The organism is Neoalteromonas arenosi, assembly GCF_030362855.1.
GTDB lineage: Bacteria > Pseudomonadota > Gammaproteobacteria > Enterobacterales > Alteromonadaceae > Alteromonas_E > Alteromonas_E arenosi.
In genome coordinates, this window is the sequence record NZ_JAUCBP010000002.1 from 391,280 (window position 1) to 412,364 (window position 21,085).

Below are 21,085 nucleotides of genomic sequence, written 5' to 3' on the forward strand. Positions count from 1 at the left end.
AGCGACGGGCCTTTTTTGATAAAGACGCAACAAAATGCGATGGGGTGATTGAACTTTACTTCCGCAACCCCATATAAATCCGATACGCAGTTTATGAGAGAAAGCATGTCAAAAGAGCAATCACAGCGCACGGAAATGCCAGTATTGGCGTTGCGCGATGTCGTGGTTTATCCGCATATGGTTATCCCGCTATTTGTTGGACGGGAAAAATCGATCCGCTGCCTTGATGCGGCGATGGCTAATGACAAACAAATCTTCCTAGTGGCGCAAAAAGACGCCGGAGTTGATGAACCTGCCCAAGACGATATATACAACGTCGGTACAGTAGCAACGATTTTACAGCTGCTAAAGCTACCTGATGGTACTGTCAAAGTATTAGTCGAAGGCAACATACGCGGTCGCGTTGAAGGATTGAGTAAAACGGAGCCGTATTTTGCCGCTGATGTTGAGCAAGTTGAAGGTGAATCGATTCCCGAGGGGGAGCAGGATGTCTTGATCCGCTCTGCAGTAAGCCAATTTGAAGGTTATGTAAAGCTCAACAAAAAAATCCCGCCCGAGGTCCTAACATCGCTCAATGGTATTGAAGATGCTGCGCGTCTAGCGGATACCATGGCTGCGCATATGCCACTTAAGTTAGCCGAAAAGCAAAAGGTATTGGAAATGTCTGGCGTTAATGAGCGCTTAGAATACCTAATGGCGCTGATGGAAGGCGAAATTGATGTATTGCAGGTTGAAAAGAAAATCCGCACTCGCGTCAAGAAGCAAATGGAAAAGAGCCAGCGCGAATATTATCTCAACGAGCAAATGAAGGCGATCCAGAAAGAGCTGGGTGAATTGGATGAGGCGCCCGATGAGTTTGAGGCGCTCAACAAAAAAATTGACGAAGCGAAAATGCCCGATGAAGCCAAAGATAAGGCCGTCGCCGAGCTGAAGAAGCTTAAAATGATGTCGCCAATGTCTGCTGAGGCCACGGTAGTGCGAAGCTACATTGATTGGTTGACTGGCGTGCCCTGGCATAAGAGGTCTGCAGTTAAAAAAGACTTGGGTAAAGCTGAAAAAGTACTCGATGCAGACCATTACGGTTTAGAAAAGGTCAAGGAGCGTATTATTGAGTATCTCGCCGTCCAACAGCGCGTGAAAAAGCTCAAAGGTCCGATTCTTTGTCTAGTGGGGCCGCCGGGAGTGGGTAAAACGTCTCTGGGTCAATCCATCGCTAAAGCGACGGGACGGAAGTATGTGCGCATGGCATTAGGTGGCGTGCGCGATGAAGCTGAAATACGCGGTCACCGCCGTACTTACATCGGTTCAATGCCGGGTAAACTCATCCAGAAGATGTCGAAAGTGGGGGTCAAAAATCCACTGTTTTTACTCGATGAAATCGACAAAATGTCATCGGATATGCGCGGTGATCCGAGCTCCGCGTTATTAGAAGTTCTCGATCCCGAGCAGAATAGTAGCTTTAGTGATCACTATTTAGAGGTCGACTACGACTTATCTGATGTGATGTTTGTTGCAACGTCAAATAGTATGAATATTCCAGGCCCGCTACTGGATCGGATGGAAGTGATTCGTCTTTCTGGTTATACCGAAGATGAGAAACTGAACATTGCCCAGCGTCATTTGGTGTCCAAGCAAATTGAGCGCAATGGGCTTAAGCCCGATGAACTGGAAATAACTGATTCTGCTATTTTAGGCATGATCCGGTATTACACCCGTGAAGCAGGTGTGCGAAGTCTTGAGCGCGAAATATCAAAAGTATGCCGAAAAGCCGTCAAGCATATTTTACTCAACGAGAGTGTGGGTAAAGTCGTCGTCACACAGGATAACTTAAAAGAGTATTTGGGCGTTCAGCGCTTTGACTACGGCAAAGCGGATAAGCAAAACCAAATCGGTCAGGTCACTGGGCTCGCTTGGACCCAAGTGGGCGGTGATTTGTTGACTATCGAAACGACCTCGGTGATTGGCAAAGGTAAGATGACATTTACCGGCTCACTGGGCGACGTAATGCAAGAGTCTATTAAAACGGCTATGACCGTTGTTAGAAGCCGTGCTGACAAGTTGCGGATCAACAACGACTTTCATGAAAAGCGTGATATTCACGTACACGTGCCTGAAGGAGCGACACCCAAAGATGGACCAAGTGCGGGTATTGGCATGTGCACAGCACTAGTATCTTGCTTAACGGGTAATCCTGTGAAGTGTGATGTAGCCATGACTGGTGAAATTACATTGCGCGGTGAAGTATTGGCGATTGGAGGCTTGAAAGAAAAGCTATTGGCAGCGCATCGCGGTGGGATTAAAACCGTCGTCATTCCGCATGAAAATGAACGTGATTTGGAAGAGATACCGGATAATGTGAAGAAAGATCTAAACATTCACCCTGTTCGGTGGATAGATGAAGTTCTTGATATTGCGTTACAGGAACCCGTAGAGTCGTTTTCTGTAGGCTCTGAGAAGTAAGTAATCCTGTGTTCAATTGGGGGCAACCTCAGGTAAATTGGGCGTTTCGCCATCAATTGGTTAAAAAGTGAGCGGTGAGGCCCATTTTTTTGCACTTTTTTAACGAATATAGCTTCACACGGCAAATAGTTGTGATACCTTTAATGGGTATTCGCTTCTAGCCTTTGCCACCAAAGGGGTGGCAGCTTATTCGTGAGAAGTTAATAAATTGTAAACAGATGCTTGATGTATTTCATTAGGCTTGCTATAACAACTTGGCAAAAACGGTTTTGCCTCACAAAAATAACAACCGAAGGGGATCTTATTGTGAACAAGTCTCAACTAATTGATACCATTGCTGCTAGTGCAGATATTTCAAAAGCAGCGGCAGGACGTGCTCTAGACGCTTTCACGGACGCTGTTACTGCAGCATTGAAAGATGGTGATCAAGTAGCACTTGTTGGTTTTGGTACTTTCTCAGTACGCGAGCGTGCAGCTCGTAGTGGTCGCAACCCACAAACTGGCCAAACAATTCAAATCGCAGCAGCGAAAGTTCCATCTTTCAAAGCTGGTAAAGCTCTTAAAGACGCGTGTAACTAATACGCCGTATTTAGTATCGCAAACGAAAGCCCCTGACACAGTCGGGGGCTTTTTTTATCGGTGAGCAAAATCCCACTATGGTCGAAAATCAACGCATTTTCAGGCCTGCTAGCTGAAATAAGCTGTCGAGATATTTTCTAATTGGGGTATAATTCGCGCCCGAAAAATAAATAAATTCACGCGTTGTTCAAAAACAAACGCAGTCAATGGTGTTATGGAGAGTTTCTAAGCCATGTTAGATAAAATTAGAGAAGGTGCTCAGGGGCCTTGGGCAATGGTGGTTATTGCCTTGATTGTCTTGAGCTTCGTGTTTGCGGGCGTCGGTAGTTACTTAACCGGTTCGACGCAAACAGCTGTCGCTTCAGTGAATGGTGTTGAAATCCAACAAAATACGTTAGAACGTGCTTACCAGGCCGAACGTAACCGCCTTGAATCTCAATTTGGGGAAGGTGTTGCGGCATTGTTTGCCAATCCCGAGTATTTACAAGATTTTCGTCAAGGTGTACTTGACCGACTGATTGGTGAAGAGTTAGTTGAACAGAAAGCCCAAGCTTTGGGATTGCGGGTCAGCGATGACCAAATACGTGACACGATTCGTGCGATGCCGGAGTTTCAGGTGGGTGCCCAGTTCAACAATGAACGCTATCAAGCCATAATCCAACAAGCAGGTTTCCAGCCTAACTCATTCAGAGATTACATGCGTGCAGAAATGACGCGTGACCAACTCGCTAGAGCCCTAGCGGGTAGCGAGTTTACCCTGCCGGGTGAAGTAGAGCGTGCGAATCTATTGCAAAGTCAAACGCGTAATATAGAAGTTGTTACTATTGCCGCGCAGCCTTTTGCTGACGCTATCGAATTATCTGAAGATGATATTAATGCGTTTTATCAGTCGAACCTAAATACATACGACACCGAAGAGAAAGTGGCTTTGGCGTATGTTGAGCTTCGCGTTGCAGACCTGGCTGGTGAAGTCGATGTTACTGAAGATGAAATTCTTGAGTACTACACACAAAATCAAGCGAGCTATATGACTGAGGAAGAGCGCCGAGTGTCACATATCATGGTTGAATTAAGCGATGATGAAGCTGCTGCTGAAGCTGAAGCGATGGCGTTGCTTGCGCGTGTGCAAGCAGGAGAAGATTTTGCTGCGTTAGCGGAAGCTGAGTCAGATGATATCGCCAGTGCTGAATTAGGTGGCGATCTTGACTTCTTTGGTCGTGACATCATGGAGCCTGCATTTGAAGAGGCTGCTTTTGCCCTAGACAATGTTGGAGACGTGACAGAGTTAGTTAAAACGGATTTCGGTTTTCATATTATTAAACTGACTGACATCAAGCCTGAAGATGTCACACCGCTAGTGGAAGTGCAGGAAGATATTCGATTATTGCTTGAAACAGACAAGGCCACTGGACTTTTCTATGCTCGCCAGCAAGATATGGCACAACTCGCGTTTGAATTGCCTGACACTTTGGTAGACGTTGCTGGAGCAATCGGAGCAGAAGTTAAAACCACTGAGTTGTTCACACAAGGCGCTGCACCAGCAGCGGTAAATTACCCACAAGTATTGGCGGTGGCGTTTTCCTCAGACATTATTAACGATGGTGTTAACTCTGATGTTATTCAGATAAGTGATGAACACGTGATGGTTGTGCGCGCCGAGCAATATGAGCCTCAGCGGACTAAATCATTGGAAGAAGTGCGCACTGAGATAGAAATGGCGTTACGCGCAGAAAGAGCCCAACAAGAAGCGCTAGCCTTTGCTGATGACTTAATGGCTAAGGTTATCGCAGAAGAATCTATTGATACTGAGTTGAGTGATAATGGCTTGCAGTGGGAAGCGTTTAATGACTTAACTCGCATGATGTCTACACCGGGTCTTTTGGTTGTTGAACAAGCCTTCACTTTAGGACTTGAGCAAGGTGAAAACGTGACAACTGTGGCAAAGAACAATGGTGATGTTGCACTCGTTAAATTATTGTCTGTGGAGTCGCCGACTGAAATAGATGAAGCACAGTTGGATGCTTTAAGACAGAGATTGACTTCAACATACAGTCAAACTAATTACGCAGCCTTTGTTGAAGCGCTGCGCGCTGAGGCAGACGTTCAAGTGTTTGCGCGCTAATAATCAGTAGTTGTTTTAAGAAGTAAAAAGCCCCGCTCATGTAGCGGGGCTTTTTTTATTGATTTTGCGTGATAAACAACAGCAGAGTGTATGCAAGAGTTATGACGACTGAAAATATAAAGATGTACACAAACCCTTGTTTCCCCTGACCTAGCGAATAGCCCCGCGATTTTAAATACAGGATCCATAGAATGCATAGTGTGATGGGTATCAAAGCCAGAAAGCGAATCAATGTAAAACTCCAGTATTTTGTTTCTGTTAGTTTGCGTTAATACGAATTGACAGTCAAAAAGGCCACAATTTAAATCAGTGATTTACAAACGGGCCGCGCATAGTGTTGTTTGCATTAGATATTGTCACAATACTGTCGTGTTGTAGTAATTAAATTGTCATTCACCGGCGGCAAGCTAAAGCATCATTCATCGGCGAAAATTGTCGTTTATGTCAGTAACTCAGCCAAATCCTCAGTTGCGCAGTAATGCCTTGTGTATTGCTGAGGCGCTTATTGCGAGACCTTCAATTACCCCTGACGACGCTGGTTGCCAGCACTTTTTGCGAACCCGGTTAGAGCGACTAGGTTTTAATTGCATTACCCTCGAGGTCAATGGTGTAACTAATCTCATTGCTCGAATTGGCAATGGGGAGCGGCATATTGCCTTTAACGGTCATACAGATGTAGTGCCGCCGGGTGATTTGAACCGTTGGAATACGGACCCCTTTACGCCCGTTTTGCATGCAGGGCGCTTATATGGTCGTGGGGCTGCAGATATGAAGACAGGCTTAGCGGCAATGCTCGCAGCTTGCGAAGCGTTTGATTGGCGTTCATTGGCATCTGAACTATCATTTTGGTGGCTGATCACGAGCGATGAAGAAGGTGAAGCTGAACACGGTAGTTTGGCGATACAGCAGTATTTGCAGAGCCAAGGAGTGGAGCTTAGTAGTGTCCTAATCGCTGAACCGACTGCCGCCACCCAAGCGGGCGATTGCATCAAAGTAGGCCGACGCGGTTCGCTATCAGCACGAGTGAATATCCAGGGCCGTCAAGGTCATGTTGCCTATCCAAAACAAACCATTAACGCAGCGTTACAGGGTGCCAAAATTGCAATGGCACTGTCGGAGATTGAATTTGCACCGGGCTCTGTGGATTTCCCCGGTACAACATTGCAAGTGACGCAAATTGACAGTGGGACACATGTGGACAATTTAGTACCTGGACGCGCCTCGGTGGCATTCAATGTGCGCTATGCCAGTGATTTTAATGAGACTTCATTAAAGGCTTTACTGACAGATGCCATAAGCACAGTTGGCGCCGATGTTGATGTTCAATGGGAGCGTCTATGTGAAGCGTACTTATCAAATCCAACGGGGGGCGAAAACTGCCTAATCAATATTGCCGAAGCAGCCATTTTTGAGCATTCAGGACGTTTTCCTGTGCTGAGCACCGCTGGGGGCACTTCTGATGGCCGTTTTTTTGCAACTGAGGGTACTCAAGTCATTGAAATAGGAGTGTCTAATCGAACGATTCACCAAGCCAATGAATCTATCGCAATAGATGATTTGGAGCAATTAACCGCGATTTTCATCCGTATTTTGCCGCAATGGTTGGGTAGATAAATGCGATTCGCTAGCGCTTTAACTCGCTAGCGAATTATCAAGGTGCGGCTGAATATAGCGATTGTATTTCTTCTGTTTAAGCATATGCATATCAGCGACAACGAAACCATCGATACAGTCATTAAACTCGGGATCAATATTAAAATCGAGAAAGCAAACACCGTTTGCTTCCGTCAGCTCTGCATATTGCTTCAGCAATGTGGGTACATTAACCCCCATATTAGCCAGTAGATGTTTCAAACGCTTAAAGCCCTCTTGGCTATCGGTATTGGCGAACGCAGAGTCGTGTTCGCGAGAGATAGGGTAGGGCATTTTGCCGTGCACCGTGAGTGACGGCAGTGTGGCGAGCTGCGGGTAGCTGTTGGCATAAAAATCGACCAGCAATTTAACGGCTGCCGCTGGAAACGCATTACTAATACTTACAGGACCAAACATAAAGCGATAACGTGGATAGCGAGCGAGGAATGCACCGATTCCAAACCATAAATAGTCTAGACTGCGCTTGCCCCAGTAACGCGGTTGCACGAAGCTGCGGCCCAATTCCAAACCTTGAGCAAGCATCTCTGCACAATTTGGGGCATAGTCGAACAGCGTTGCAGAATATAGCCCTGTTGGATGATCAGGGCGGCTCAATACTGCCGCATCGCCCAAGCGATAAGCGCCAACGATTTCAAGGTCATTTTCATCCCAGAGTAAAAGGTGGTAATAGTGACTATCAAATGGATCTATATCCCGGCGCCTTAATGAACCTTCACCAACGGCGCGGAAAGCGAGTTCCCGCAAGCGGCCTATCTCACGCATGATGGGCGAGCTGCCCATGTGTTGATAAAGAAAAATCTGCTTGCCATCAGTGGTTTCTCCCAGGCGCTCGCATTGACTTAATATCGCACTCTTCAATACTTTACGGTCTTCTGGGGCGGCAATGGGTCGTTGAGTTGCTAAAGGAAGACGCTTTCCGCTGGCAACCCGATACAAATGGGTTTTAAACAACTTGGCTAAATCGGGTAGTGGTAATTGAATATTGGCGTAACTCGAATGGGGAATAACTTCGCCGATCCGCATAGGGATATGCTTGCGCTTTTGCTTGAACATTTCTTTGACCAGCAGCGCCGTAGCTAGCGGTTTGTACAACATCGATGCACCGTAAAACAGTGGCGAGTTTTTCGCATCGATAAATACCGGTAAAATCGGTGCCTGTGAGGCTTTAGCTATGCGTAAAAAGCCACTGTGCCAGTGGGTGTCACGCACACCTTGCGGACGTAAGCGTGATACCTCGCCAGCGGGGAATATCAGCACTGCGCCTTCATCTTGTAAGTGTTGCTGTATATTCAATAAATGCTGTTTGGGTGTACCGCCTTGCATGTTATTAACGGGGAGCAACATACCGTTTAATGGCTTTATTGCCATGAGCATTTGGTTGGCTACCACTTTTAAATCACTGCGCACTTCGCTGACTAATTTGATTAATGCCAATGCATCTAAAGACCCGATGGGGTGGTTGGCAATGATCAACAGTTTTCCCGATGATGGAATATTTTCCCGCTCCACATCACGAGCCGAACAACTAATACTGAAGTATTCCAATACTTGCTCAACAAAGTCGATATCGTGTAAATGTGGGTACAATCGTTCAAACTCAGTGAACTCGCGCTCGTGCAGAAGATGCTTAAGTACAAACTCAGATGACTTGAATAACAGTGGGTGGCGCTTTAGTGCAGGGTATTGCTCTTGTAATACCGTGTTTACATTAAACATAGAGTTAGCCTTTGTTATGCTGCTTTTCTTATTGGTTTTATTGTCTCGGTCGGTTCGAGTAATTTGGCTTGTAGCATCGCTGCGGTCATTAGTTGCAATTCACCCGTTCTGTCTTCAATTAGTGCTGAACAACTATCCACCCAATCACCATCATTGACGTAATGAATGTCGCGCACCGAGACCGATTCGGGATAGTGAATGTGACCACAAATAACGCCGTCAAGGCCAAGCTCTTCCGCGCGTTTACAGGCCGCAGTGCGGTAGCGGTCGATGGCCAGATTAGCCCCTTTTATTCGACGCTTGATATAGCTGGCCAGGGACCAGTAGCGCTTGTTGCGTTTTTGCATATAGGCGTTGTACCAGCGATTCAGAGTTAACAAGAACTCGTAGCCTTTATCACCCATCCATTCATGGAAACGGCCTAAAGTAACGTCCGCATCGAACTGATCGCCGTGTAATACGAGGTATTTCGCACCAGTAGCTGTGGTATGTACCGTTTCGCGGTGAATAGCGATTTCACCAAAGTGCATGCCTGAATATTTCTGCAATGGCGCATCGTGGTTGCCGGGTAGAAAAATTACGCGCGTGTTGCTATGGCTGAGCTCAATTAGGCGATGCAATACATCGTTGTGCGCTTTGGGCCAGCGAAATTGCTTACTCATCTGCCACATATCGACAATATCACCGACTAAGTACAGCGTGTCGCATTCGAGATTATTGAGAAAAGATAATAAGAATTCAGCTTTGCAATCGATACTGCCCAAGTGAATGTCTGATAGAAACACACTACGTGCTGTTATTTTGTGAGTCTGCATGTTCAACCAAGCAACAGTGATTTACTTGGTCGTACACCTTAAGTGAAGATCTTGACACTTCAGTGAAACAATCATGACACAGCGATGACATTTATATAGGAGCTATGCGATTGCTGCATAGCTCCATAAGTCAATACGTTAGGATTGAGGACTGCGCGTTTCGATTGAGGAGTTAGCCATAAATGCAGTAAATATCGCCCAAACCGCAACATTTTGCTGTAGAGCGGCAGGGTCTATTTTATCCAAGGTATCATTTGGCGTATGGTGATAATCAAAGTAATAAGTCCCGTCTTGGCGCAAATTTACAACGGGTACACCGTACTTAGGTAACATGGATACATCTGGTCCACCGGTCGCTTCATTATTACCACGCTCGACACCCAGTGGCGCGAGTGCAGTAAATAACGGCTCTGCTTGTGTCAGGCCAACAGGTGAGAATAATGTATCGAGACGATAGATTTTACCGGCACCAAAATCACTTTCCGCCGCAACGATTAGCTTACCCAAGTTGTCTTTTTCCAGGCGCGTGTACTCGTGTGCACCTACTAAGCCAATCTCTTCTGCGGCATACAATACAACGCGTATAGTTCTTTTCGGTTGACCAAGCTGCTCTTTGATCAACTTCGCCGCTGCCATCACGATGCCAACACCTGCACCGTCATCCAGCGCACCAGTGCCTTCATCCCACGAGTCTAAGTGAGCAGAGATCAATACAATTTCGTCAGGACGCTCTGTTCCGGTAAATTCACCAATGACATTATATGAGGTTTGCCAGCCCAACTCTTTGGCGCGTAGATGGACATCGAGTTTTACCTTATGGCCGGCTTCAACCATCGCCGCAATGGTGTCTGCGTCAGCATTCGATAGGGCACCTGCAGGAATTTTTTCAACATCATCGGCATAGCGCATGATGCCAGTATGAGCAAAACGCGAATTAGCAGTACCAACCGAACGGATTAGTATTGCACTAGCGCCGAGTTTAGATGCTTCAACTGCTCCGCGCACACGGCCGCTGACAACCGGACCATAACCACGTCCGGCTCTATCTCTTTCCATACGGTGGTTGATAAATACAATTTTGCCACGAACATCATCTGGACTCATAGTTGTAAGATGCTCTAGGGAATCTGCCATGATGATTTCTGCTTGCAGCCCATCTTCAGGGGTGGCGATTGAACCACCCAGTGCCGTGATCACGAGATCGTGCTCATAAGGCGCTGTGACTTTGGCATCGGCTAAGCCGCGAGACCAATTGCGCACGCGCACCGGCTGAGTGAAGACGCGGTCAAACCCCAATTCAGCAAACTTTGCTTGGGCCCATTCAACGGCGCGCTTGTCGCCGTCGCTACCAGGGATTCGCGGCCCGACTTCAACGGTCAGTGATTTGACGATATCAAATCCTAAGTTAGACGCTAAAGCATACTCCGATAGTTCAGCGTAAGGCTGTGATTGGGTTTGCGTAGTTTGACTGCAGCCAAAAGTGAGAGTTGCAGCAGCAAGGACTACAGCTGCTAAGCGACAAAAACGTCTCATGTGGGTTCCTTTATTTGAAAATACCGCAATAGTTTAACGTGTAGTCCAGACACTTAGAAGTCGTTGCGCATTGGCAGCGAGACGACAGGCACAAAAAAAGCGCCTAAAGGCGCTTTTTTGCGAAACGATAGCAACCGTTATGCTAGTGCTTTGATCTGTGCAGCAAGGCGGCTCTTATGGCGTGCCGCTTTGTTTTTATGGATCAAACCACGCGCAGCCATACGGTCAAGAACCGGTTGAGCTGCTGCAAAAGCAGTTTGTGCAGCGGCTTTATCGCCAGCTTCAATAGCCGCAACCACCTTTTTAAGGCTGGTGCGAGTCATGGAGCGACGGCTGGCGTTGTGCTGACGACGCTTTTCGGCCTGGATGGCACGTTTCTTAGCAGACTTAATGTTAGCCAAGGTGTAACTCCCAAAAAACAGGTAAAAATTAAGGGTGCGGATTGTGCCTAGTCCGATGCTTAAAGTCAACTGTTTTTGCCTATTTACTGATGAATCACGCAAATCTGTGATTAGCCAATCCAAGATGACACTTCAGGGTGCTTTGTTGTAGTCTTAACAGCATTGTTTTGAGCGTTTACTCTTGCGCTCAAAAAGGGGCGTAAACGGCGATAATAGCTGGACTCCCCAAGCACAAATAAAGGAACTTCGGTTGTCTGCTAAATTACTTAAATCGGGCATTATCGTAAGCTCGATGACTTTCATTTCTCGAGTCTTAGGCCTTATCAGGGACGGTGTAGTTGCGCATATCATGGGCGCGAGTGCTTCTGCTGATGTATTCTTTTTTGCCAATAAAATCCCCAATTTCTTACGTCGCTTGTTTGCCGAAGGGGCCTTTTCTCAAGCTTTTGTACCTGTTTTGACTGAAGTGCATCAGCAACAGAGTAAGCAGCAACAGCTAGAATTCATAGCGCGAATATCCGGTACGTTAGGGATGATCGTGTTTGTGCTGGCCATTGTGGGGGTTATCGGCTCGCCTGTGCTTGCCGCACTATTCGGCACGGGGTGGTTTATCGATTATCTCAATGATCAACCCGCGGGTGAGAAGTATGAGCTCGCGTCATTGATGTTAAAGATTACCTTTCCCTATATTGCGTTTATATCGATGGTTGGCGTTGCCGGCGCAGTATTAAATACACTGAATAAGTTTGCGGTTGCGGCTTTTACGCCGGTTTTGTTAAACCTTACAATTATAGGTTGTGCCGTGTGGATGACCCCCTATCTGTCTGAGCCGGCATTTGCATTGGCATGGGGGGTTTTTATTGGCGGTATCGTTCAACTATTGTTCCAGCTGCCGTTTTTATGGCGTGCAGGTTGTTTAGTCAGGCCGCGTTGGGGTTGGTCAGATCCGAATGTAAGCAGAGTTAGAAAGTTAATGATACCGGCGCTGTTTGGAGTCAGTGTCAGTCAGATTAACCTTTTATTGGATACCTTTATCGCAAGCTTTTTAGTCACCGGTTCTATTAGCTGGCTTTACTATTCGGACCGCTTGCTTGAGTTTCCTTTGGGTCTGTTTGGTATCGCTATAGCAACAGTTATTCTGCCAACGCTGTCGCGTGATCACGTGGCGAAAAATACGGCCAATTTTGCGGGTAATATGGACTGGGCCATACGCATGGTTTGCGTGCTTGGTATTCCCGCTGCAGTGGGTCTGTTCGTGTTGGCAGAGCCCATTCTTACAGTTATTTTTGAGCGCGGAGCCTTTACCGCAGAGACTGCCTACAAAGCGTCATTAAGTCTAATGGCATATTCGTTGGGCTTATTGAGTTTTATGTTGGTCAAGGTCCTCGCACCAGGCTTTTTCAGCCGCCAAGATACTAAAACACCGGTCAAGTTCGGGATCTGGTGTATGGCAGCAAATATGGTGTTTAACCTTATTTTGGCATTCCCCTTCGGTTATATTGGGTTGGCATTGGCCACCTCTCTGTCAGCGACTATGAATGCTGCATTATTGTACTACGCGCTGGCCAAGCAAGGGGTGTATCGCATTTCTAAAGACACGTTTTGGTTTGTTATTCGCGTACTAATAGCGGCGCTTTGTATGGCGCTTTTCGTATCTTTTTTACCGCAGTTAGCATGGGCAGATATGGCCGAGCTCGAACGCGCTCTGGCATTGTTTAAGCAAATCTTTATGGCGGGCGCGTTCTTTGTGATGACGTTGTTGCTAATGGGTATTCGACCGCGGCATCTTAAACACGCAAATCACGGTTAAAATTAATCCTTGAGTAATTGGTATTCACCGCAAGGTCGTTTATAATCGCGAGCTTTGCAATTTGCCGGCTTAAATGAGGGTTATACGTGGAGTTGGTGCACGGTTTACACAATCTGCGCGATAAACACAAAGGTTGTGTGTTAACCATAGGCAAGTTTGACGGTGTTCACCTTGGCCATCAAGCCGTTCTAGCGCAGCTCATTAAGCAAGCTAAACAACGTCAATTGCCGGCCTCGGTAATGGTTTTCGAACCTCAACCCGAAGAAGTCTTTATGCCGCATTCGGCACCTGCGCGCTTGAGTACCTTGCGCGACAAGTATGAAGCGTTGGAAGCTTTGGGTATCGACCGACTCATCTGTGTTAAATTCAATGCAAAATTTGCTAGCCAGTCAGCGCAGACGTTTGTGCAGGATCTGTTGATTAAACAGTTGGGCGTTGAGTTTCTAGTGGTGGGTGATGACTTCCGCTTCGGCAAAGCTCGCCAAGGTGACTTTGACATGTTAGTCGATGCGGGAAAACGCAATGGCTTCTCGGTTGTCAATACGCAGAGTTTGCGCATGGCTGACTGCCGAGTTAGCTCGACAGCGATTCGGGAGGCTCTCGAATCAGGCGACTTTGTTCAGGCTGAAAACATGTTGGGTCGACCTTTTTGTATCACCGGCAAAGTGGTACATGGTGAGAAAAGAGGGCGAACCATAGGTTTTCCTACTGCAAATGTATTGTTAAAGCGCATGAATACCCCCATAGCAGGTGTGTTCGCAGTGCAAGTAACAGTGGGCGCCAAAATGTATGGCGGAGTAGCTAACATTGGTCATCGACCCACAGTTAACGGCACGCGTTCGCAGTTAGAGGTACACATGTTTGATTTCGCTGAGGACGTGTATGGCAAGCGCATCGCTGTTATGCCAATAGCAAAAATACGTGACGAACAAAAATTTGAATCTTTTGAGCGCTTAAAGCAGCAAATCGAACTCGATGCTGAATTAGCCAAACAGCGCTTGGCAACGAAAACATTATAAAATTGGATTGAACAACGCATGAGTGACTACAAAGCCACACTAAACTTACCTGATACCGCTTTTCCAATGCGCGGTAACTTGGCTCAGCGCGAGCCACAGATGCTAAAAACTTGGCAGCAGAAAGAGCTCTACAAGCAAATTCGCACGGCTAAGGCAGGTAAGAAGCCGTTTATTTTGCACGATGGTCCTCCTTATGCGAACGGTAATATTCACATTGGCCACGCCGTCAATAAAATCCTTAAAGACATAATTGTTAAATCTAAGACCTTGGCTGATTTTGATGCCCCTTATGTGCCGGGATGGGACTGTCATGGGTTGCCCATTGAATTAATGGTTGAAAAGAAAGTTGGCAAACCCGGCCATAAAGTCACTGCTGCCGAATTTCGAGAAAAGTGCCGTGCATATGCACAGCGGCAGGTCGATGGTCAACTAAAGGATTTTGTGCGTTTAGGGGTTCTTGGCGATTGGGATAATCCGTATAAAACTATGGATTTCACTTCCGAAGCTAATATTATCCGTGCCTTGGCGAAGATCGTTGAAAATGATCATGTGCAAAAAGGCTTCAAGCCTGTGCATTGGTGTACGGATTGTGGCTCCGCCTTAGCTGAAGCTGAAGTTGAGTATAAGGATAAGGTGTCACCAGCCATCGATGTCGCTTTCCCAGTGGCCGATGCATCGGCCTTTGCAGCCGCATTTGACGTTGACGAATCGTCAGTGGCGGCGGCCGCTGTTGTTATTTGGACAACTACGCCATGGACCATTCCTGCTAACCGAGCGATTTCACTCCATCCAGAGCTCAACTATGCACTTGTGGAGATGCCGTTAGACAGTGGTGCGCGCACATTAATTGTTGCTGAAGACTTAGTCACAAGTTGTGCTGAGCGCTATGGTGCGCAAGACGCCAAAGTGTTGGCGAGAGCAACGGGTGCGAAGTTGGAACTATTAAAGGTTAAGCATCCATTATTGACCCTTGAAGTGCCGCTAATTTTAGGTGAGCACGTCACAACAGAGTCAGGTACCGGCTGTGTACATACCGCACCTGCTCACGGTGTTGACGACTTCAATGTGGGTAAGCAGTACAACCTAGAGGTATACAATCCAGTTGGTAGCAATGGTGTTTACGTAGATGGTACGCCAGAATTTGCAGGTCAACACGTATTTAAAGCGAATGACACCATTATTGAGGCGTTGTCTAACAGCGGTAATTTGATTCTTAACGTTAAATATAATCACAGTTACCCGCATTGTTGGCGACATAAAACACCGATCATTTTCCGTGCAACCCCGCAGTGGTTTATCAGCATGGATAAGAAAGGTTTGCGCGCCGACTCAATCAATGAGATCCATAAGACCGAATGGATCCCAGGCTGGGGTGAAAGTCGCATTGAAAGCATGGTTGAAGGTAGACCTGATTGGTGTATCTCGCGTCAGCGTACATGGGGCGTGCCCATTCCGCTTTTCATTCACAAAGTATCTGGTGAAATTCATCCTAAATCCGTTGAAATCATGGAATCTGTTGCTCAAGCGGTTGAAAAAAGCGGCATTCAAGCATGGTGGGATCTGAGCGATGCTGAATTACTGGGTGACGATGCCAATGACTATGAGAAAGTCACCGACACATTAGATGTCTGGTTTGACTCAGGCGTGACCCACCACTTTGTGGTTGATTGTCGCGACGATATGCCTGCCGCAGCCGATCTATATCTCGAAGGTTCGGATCAACATCGCGGTTGGTTTATGTCATCGTTGATGTCATCAGTGGCGATGCACGGTCATGCGCCCTACAAGCAAGTGTTGACCCACGGCTTTACCGTCGATGCTGAGGGCAAGAAAATGTCCAAGTCGCTGGGTAACGTGGTGGCGCCACAAGATGTAACAAACAAGCTGGGTGCCGACATTCTGCGTTTGTGGGTAGCCTCTACCGATTATCGCAGCGAAATCGCCGTGTCAGATGAAATTCTTAAACGATCAGCTGATGCCTATCGCCGGATCCGCAATACGGCGCGCTTCCTGTTAGCAAACCTCAATGGCTTTAATCCTGCAACAGACTTAGTTGCCGTAGAAGATATGGTGGCACTTGATCAATGGGCGGTGCAGCGCGCGTTAGATGTTCAAACCCAGATCACAGCGGCTTATGACAAGTATGATTTACTGGCTGTAACACAAGCCTTGATGCAGTTCTGTTCGATAGAGATGGGGAGCTTTTACCTCGATATTATTAAGGATCGACAATACACCGCCAAGGCGGATAGTCACGCACGTCGCTCTTGCCAATCAGCGCTTTATCACATTGTTGAGGCGCTGGTGCGCTGGATGGCGCCAATAATGAGTTTCACCGCGCAAGAAGTGTGGCAAGAGCTACCCGGAGAACATGGCGAGTTTGTGTTCACCGAAACTTGGTATGACGGGCTGAAGCCTGCGACATCATCGCTTGATAATGATTTCTGGCAACAGGTCATGGCGGTTAAGACTGCAGTGAATCGCTGCTTGGAAAATGCGCGCAAAGAATCGGTTTTAGGTGGTTCACTTGAAGCCAAAGTGACGCTGTATGTTGATGACAAGACCGAATCATTACTTAGCCAATTAGGCGATGAATTGCGTTTCGTGTTGATTTGTTCTGAAGTATCGCTGCAGAAGGGCCAACACGGCAGCGCAACCGAGACCGACGTTGCGGGCTTGAGTGTACTAGTCGAAAAAACTCAAGGGCACAAATGTGTGCGGTGCTGGCACTATACGGACGATGTTGGTTCACATTCTGAGCACTCCGAATTGTGTGGTCGTTGTGTGACTAACGTGGATGGTGATGGCGAGGCACGCCAATATGCCTAATATTATTGCCAACACGGGGTTACGCTTTGTGTGGATCTCAGTTGTAGTTTTGGTACTTGACCAATGGACTAAATTTGCGATTGTCGATTCGATGCGATTGTACGAATCAATTCAGGTCACTGGTTTTTTTAATTTGACCTACGTGCATAACTACGGCGCTGCCTTCAGTTTTTTGCATGATGCGGGTGGTTGGCAACGTTGGTTCTTCACTGCAATCGCCGTTGTAGTCAGTGCGTTGTTACTTTATTGGTTAAAACAAGCACCGAAACAACAGCTGCGATTGCCGATTGCGTTTAGTTTTATTTTAGGTGGTGCGATTGGTAATGTTTATGATCGCTTAGTGCACGGTTACGTAATAGATTTCCTAGATTTCTATTACCAGCAGTGGCATTGGCCTGCATTCAATGTTGCCGACAGCGCAATATTTATTGGCGCAGCCTTGTTGATAATCGATATGTTGTTTAGCAAAGAAAGCGAAGAGAACCGAGAATCTAAATGAGCGATGATGTAATTACAGGCGCAAGCGAAGTGTTAATGCACTTCGATTTGAAACTGGAAGATGGCAGTGCTGCAGATAGCACCAGAGTGAATAATAAGCCTGCGAAACTGGTGATGGGCGATGGTAGTTTAACTGATAATTTTGAACGCTGTTTATTGGGGTTAAAGGAAGGCGACAAAAAGTCGTTTACCCTGGCACCAGAAGATGCGTTTGGTATGCCCAATCCAGACAATATCTATCACCTTGAACGCAGCCGCTTCGAACTCGAAGAGGGCGTACAAGAAGGGATGATTATTGGGTTTTCACAGCCTGACGGCAGCGAATTACCCGGCATTATTCGCAGCGTCGCTGGAGATTCAGTCACTGTGGACTTTAATCATCCATTAGCCGGACAGACCGTAATTTTTGACGTTGAAATTTTGGCGGTGAGAAATTCGCCAACCGTTCATTGAGGAACTGAATAGATGCAAATTCATTTAGCCAACCCGCGTGGATTTTGTGCCGGTGTCGATCGCGCAATCACGATTGTTGAGCGCGCGCTCGAGCTTTTTCAACCGCCGATTTATGTGCGTCATGAAGTGGTTCACAATCGTTTCGTCGTTGATGGTTTAAAGCAGCGTGGCGCGGTGTTTGTCGATGAAATTGCGGAAGTTCCCGATGACAGTATTGTGATATTCAGTGCCCACGGGGTATCGCAGAAAGTACGCCGGCAAGCTGATGAGCGCGGGCTGAAAGTCTTTGATGCAACCTGTCCGTTGGTTACAAAGGTGCATATGGAAGTCACCCGAGCCAGTAAGCGTGGTACAGAATGTATTCTTATTGGCCACCAAGGTCACCCTGAAGTGGAAGGAACCATGGGGCAATATCACAATGAAGAGGGTGGTATTTATCTTGTCGAATCGTGTGCTGATGTTGCGTCACTAGAGGTCAAAGATCCGAGAAATTTATATTACTGCAGCCAAACAACCCTTTCGGTTGATGATACAGCCGAAGTGATTGATGCACTGCGTGAGCGTTTTCCTGATATTGAAGGGCCGCGTAAGGATGATATTTGCTACGCCACGCAAAATCGACAAGACGCGGTGCGCGAACTTTCAGCCGATTGCGATGTTGTACTTGTTGTTGGAGCACAGAATAGCTCTAATTCTAACCGCTTACGGGAACTCGCGGAGAAGATTGGTGCAAAAGCTTATTTGATCGCAGGGGCAGATTGTATTCAGCGAGAATGGTTAGAGAATGCTAATCACATCGGTGTTACCGCTGGCGCATCGGCGCCGGAGGTATTGGTACAAGCGGTAATCGCTCAATTGAAAGAATGGGGAGCGGTTAGCGCCACTGAGCGTCAAGGACGCGAAGAAAATGTTGAGTTCGCAGTGCCTAAGGAATTACGCATCAAGCATATCAGTTAGTGTTTATACCTGCACACAGGGAGTGTTTAAGTGCAGGTACGCTGTTTTTATACTTATCCCCACGTCACAATAACATTTCCTAAGTAAATTTGCGTTAACGTATACCCACTTCGTATGCGGCGCTTGCGTGTCGCAATACGAAAAAGCGATTTTAATGGAATGATTGATAGCACGGTGAGCGAAGTAACACTACCTAGCACAGGACCTACGCAGAAACAGGCAGGCGTGGGAATGATTGAAGTGCTAGTAACCTTATTTATTTTATCGGTCGGCTTGCTCGGCGTAGCATCTTTGCAATTTATTGGTTCCTTTTCTAACGCCGATGCACTCAGCCGAACCCAGGCCGTTTTAGTCGCTCAGCAAATGAGCGAGCGCTTGCGTGCCAGCGCGGTGTCATCCACACAAGGTGATGGCGTGGTAGTGAATAATGATTATTTTGATGCCAATCTTTATAACTTTACCAATTTGTCGTGTAATTCTGGCGCACAACCTTACGACTGTTTCTGCCAAGCACATCCTGCAACAATCCCAAATTGCTCACAAAATAGTTGTACTGCGGCGGAATTTGCTGCATTTGATGCCTACGAAATGTCTTGCGCCGCAGTAAATACTAATCCACTTATCGAACTCGAACTCACCTGTGTTGATAACAACGCTCTTGATACTGATGCATGTAGCGTCGGCTCCAGACATCGTATCATTTTGGCGTGGCCGGTAGAGCAGTGGCAAGGCAATAGTCGAGCACTGAATACCGATTGTTTAGTGGGGCGATCTGGCGATCACGATTGCGTGATCCTGGAGGTAACTCTGTGAATACCAGACGTACCAGCGGGTTTACGCTAATAGAAATTATGATAACTCTGGCATTGGGTTTATTGATTTCCGGAGCGATTATACAAGTGATGGTCTCAAACTCAGTCGCAGATCGTCTGAACCGCGCGATTGCCTCGGCACAAGAAAGTGGCCGATTTATCGTTAACCGGTTACGCAGTGATGTCATTATGGCGGGCCGGTACGACCTTCTAGATGGCAACCTAAACCGTGCAGTTGATGTGGTTGAAGAAGCGGCATTTGTGCAAAATCACCCTATTCCGTTACCCGGCGACTTTGCTGTCCGTCCTGTCCTTGGCGCTATTGAAGGTCCCAATACGGGGGATAGTGACGTACTGGTGATTAGCTTGCAAACCGATAGAGATTGTCGGGGGTACACTCTAGGTTATAACAACAACGATCAGTTTTATGTCGTCAATGAGTACTTCTTGGATGGTTCTCAGCTAAAGTGTCGGGGTTTTGATGGCCGTTATTTACGCGGTCAAAAGCCAGCCGCCGGTCACAATGGCCATGCCGCGTTTACGTTGCTTGATGACGTCGAAAGTTTCCAAGTGCTATATGGAGTGGCCAACCCTCTTATTGCTGGCGACGATTCAGCGCGTCCAGTCCAGTACATTCCTGCGGATCAACTTTTAGGGGCAATAGCAGCGAATGGTCAAGTCGTCGCGGTGCGAATTGGTGTGTTGGTCAAAGGCGATGGGCAAGTCAAAATTTCTCAGTCAGCCAGTTTTGTGTTGTTAAATGAGGATCCCATATCGCCTGGGTCAGATCACATTTACAAACAGTTTGAAGTGACTATTGCATTGCGCAATATGAAAAATTTCGTACGGAGTGTCAGCTTGTGAAGCAACGTGGTTTGGTGATGGTGTTTGCACTGCTTATTTTACTTTCTTTAACCGTATTAGGTGTCGCTTCGGTATCAAGCGGCTTAATGCAAAATAAAATGGCAACATCGATGGAGCAAAGTAGCCTCGCGTTTGATGCCGCAGAAGCGGCCATTGCAGGTGTTGTTTTTGAATCTGAAGATGAAACGTTATTAACCAATCCCAACTTGAGTGATCCCCTTTCAGACGCACGTCAAGGCAATATCTTCGACCCCACGGCTGACACATTGAGTTGTTTTGATGTAAATGGCTGGACTAATCGTACCATGACGCAAGCGGGGTTGACGGTTGGTCAAAATCACAACAACGCAGGTAGTTATGACAACAACCCACCCGTAAATAGCTGGTCTCGTACTGCTTTTATGCGCGAACAACCCTGCCGTGGTTCGAGTAATGTGATTGGGGGCAGCAACATCAATTGTCACGTTTTTGTCGTGCGCGGATGCGGTCAGGTTAGTGGTAAAAGTTACGTGGTTGCGAATAGCCTTACCGCAGCAGTTTTTGCTCCGGCATCGCAATAAACAG

17 protein-coding genes are annotated in these 21,085 nt (G+C 47.0%); 13 read left to right on the forward strand and 4 right to left on the reverse strand.

The features are described from left to right. Positions 1-105 precede the first annotated feature (105 nt). The 4 genes from lon (at position 106) to dapE (ending at position 6,775) form a co-directional block, all read left to right on the forward strand. Positions 106-2,460: an endopeptidase La gene (lon, locus tag QTP81_RS03795; protein WP_289363820.1), complete on the forward strand. Its 2,355-nt coding sequence runs from the start codon at positions 106-108 to the stop codon at positions 2,458-2,460. Between the two features lie 306 nt (positions 2,461-2,766). Then, positions 2,767-3,039: a nucleoid-associated protein HU-beta gene (hupB, locus tag QTP81_RS03800; protein ID WP_100643286.1), complete on the forward strand. Its 273-nt coding sequence runs from the start codon at positions 2,767-2,769 to the stop codon at positions 3,037-3,039. A gap of 232 nt (positions 3,040-3,271) precedes the next feature. Next, on the forward strand, positions 3,272-5,161 hold the full coding sequence (locus QTP81_RS03805) for a SurA N-terminal domain-containing protein (RefSeq protein WP_289363823.1): 1,890 nt from the start codon (positions 3,272-3,274) through the stop codon (positions 5,159-5,161). 441 nt (positions 5,162-5,602) lie between these two features. After that, positions 5,603-6,775, forward strand: a complete 1,173-nt coding sequence (dapE, locus tag QTP81_RS03810; protein ID WP_289363824.1) for a succinyl-diaminopimelate desuccinylase — start codon at positions 5,603-5,605, stop codon at positions 6,773-6,775. A gap of 18 nt (positions 6,776-6,793) precedes the next feature. On the opposite strand, the gene olsF is transcribed toward dapE, so the two are convergent. The 4 genes from olsF to rpsT form a co-directional block, all read right to left on the reverse strand. After that, complete coding sequence (olsF, locus tag QTP81_RS03815) at positions 6,794-8,530, reverse strand: bifunctional ornithine lipid synthase OlsF (RefSeq protein WP_289363825.1); 1,737 nt, start codon at positions 8,528-8,530, stop codon at positions 6,794-6,796. A 14-nt stretch (positions 8,531-8,544) separates the two neighbouring features. After that, complete coding sequence (locus QTP81_RS03820) at positions 8,545-9,345, reverse strand: UDP-2,3-diacylglucosamine diphosphatase (protein WP_289363826.1); 801 nt, start codon at positions 9,343-9,345, stop codon at positions 8,545-8,547. Positions 9,346-9,483: 138 nt separating this feature from the next. Continuing rightward, positions 9,484-10,878 carry a M20/M25/M40 family metallo-hydrolase gene (locus QTP81_RS03825; RefSeq protein WP_289363827.1) on the reverse strand — a complete coding sequence of 465 codons (1,395 nt, stop codon included), beginning with the start codon at positions 10,876-10,878 and terminating at the stop codon, positions 9,484-9,486. 137 nt (positions 10,879-11,015) lie between these two features. Next, positions 11,016-11,279 (reverse strand): 30S ribosomal protein S20, encoded by a 264-nt coding sequence (rpsT, locus tag QTP81_RS03830; RefSeq protein ID WP_289363828.1) that lies wholly within the window; start codon positions 11,277-11,279, stop codon positions 11,016-11,018. 250 nt (positions 11,280-11,529) lie between these two features. Between rpsT and murJ the strand changes: the two genes are divergently transcribed. From murJ to QTP81_RS03875, 9 genes are all read left to right on the forward strand, one after another. Continuing rightward, entirely contained in the window at positions 11,530-13,089 is a 1,560-nt protein-coding gene (gene murJ, locus QTP81_RS03835; protein WP_289363829.1) for a murein biosynthesis integral membrane protein MurJ, read from the forward strand. A gap of 86 nt (positions 13,090-13,175) precedes the next feature. After that, positions 13,176-14,108, forward strand: a complete 933-nt coding sequence (gene ribF / locus QTP81_RS03840) for a bifunctional riboflavin kinase/FAD synthetase (RefSeq protein ID WP_289363830.1) — start codon at positions 13,176-13,178, stop codon at positions 14,106-14,108. An 18-nt stretch (positions 14,109-14,126) separates the two neighbouring features. Then, entirely contained in the window at positions 14,127-16,937 is a 2,811-nt protein-coding gene (gene ileS, locus QTP81_RS03845; protein WP_289363831.1) for an isoleucine--tRNA ligase, read from the forward strand. Beyond that, positions 16,930-17,436: a signal peptidase II gene (gene lspA, locus QTP81_RS03850; RefSeq protein WP_289363832.1), complete on the forward strand. Its 507-nt coding sequence runs from the start codon at positions 16,930-16,932 to the stop codon at positions 17,434-17,436. The genes ileS and lspA overlap by 8 nt, the downstream gene beginning before the upstream one ends. After that, a complete protein-coding gene (gene fkpB, locus QTP81_RS03855; protein WP_289363834.1) occupies positions 17,433-17,888 on the forward strand; it encodes an FKBP-type peptidyl-prolyl cis-trans isomerase in 456 nt (151 codons plus the stop codon). The genes lspA and fkpB overlap by 4 nt, the downstream gene beginning before the upstream one ends. Before the next feature lie 12 nt (positions 17,889-17,900). Beyond that, complete coding sequence (gene ispH / locus QTP81_RS03860; RefSeq protein ID WP_289363836.1) at positions 17,901-18,845, forward strand: 4-hydroxy-3-methylbut-2-enyl diphosphate reductase; 945 nt, start codon at positions 17,901-17,903, stop codon at positions 18,843-18,845. Positions 18,846-19,004: 159 nt separating this feature from the next. Further along, positions 19,005-19,658: a type IV pilus modification protein PilV gene (pilV, locus tag QTP81_RS03865; RefSeq protein WP_289363838.1), complete on the forward strand. Its 654-nt coding sequence runs from the start codon at positions 19,005-19,007 to the stop codon at positions 19,656-19,658. Continuing rightward, entirely contained in the window at positions 19,655-20,521 is an 867-nt protein-coding gene (locus QTP81_RS03870; protein WP_289363839.1) for a PilW family protein, read from the forward strand. Before pilV ends, QTP81_RS03870 begins: the two co-directional genes overlap by 4 nt. After that, complete coding sequence (locus QTP81_RS03875; protein ID WP_289363840.1) at positions 20,518-21,081, forward strand: PilX N-terminal domain-containing pilus assembly protein; 564 nt, start codon at positions 20,518-20,520, stop codon at positions 21,079-21,081. The genes QTP81_RS03870 and QTP81_RS03875 overlap by 4 nt, the downstream gene beginning before the upstream one ends. Positions 21,082-21,085 lie beyond the last annotated feature (4 nt).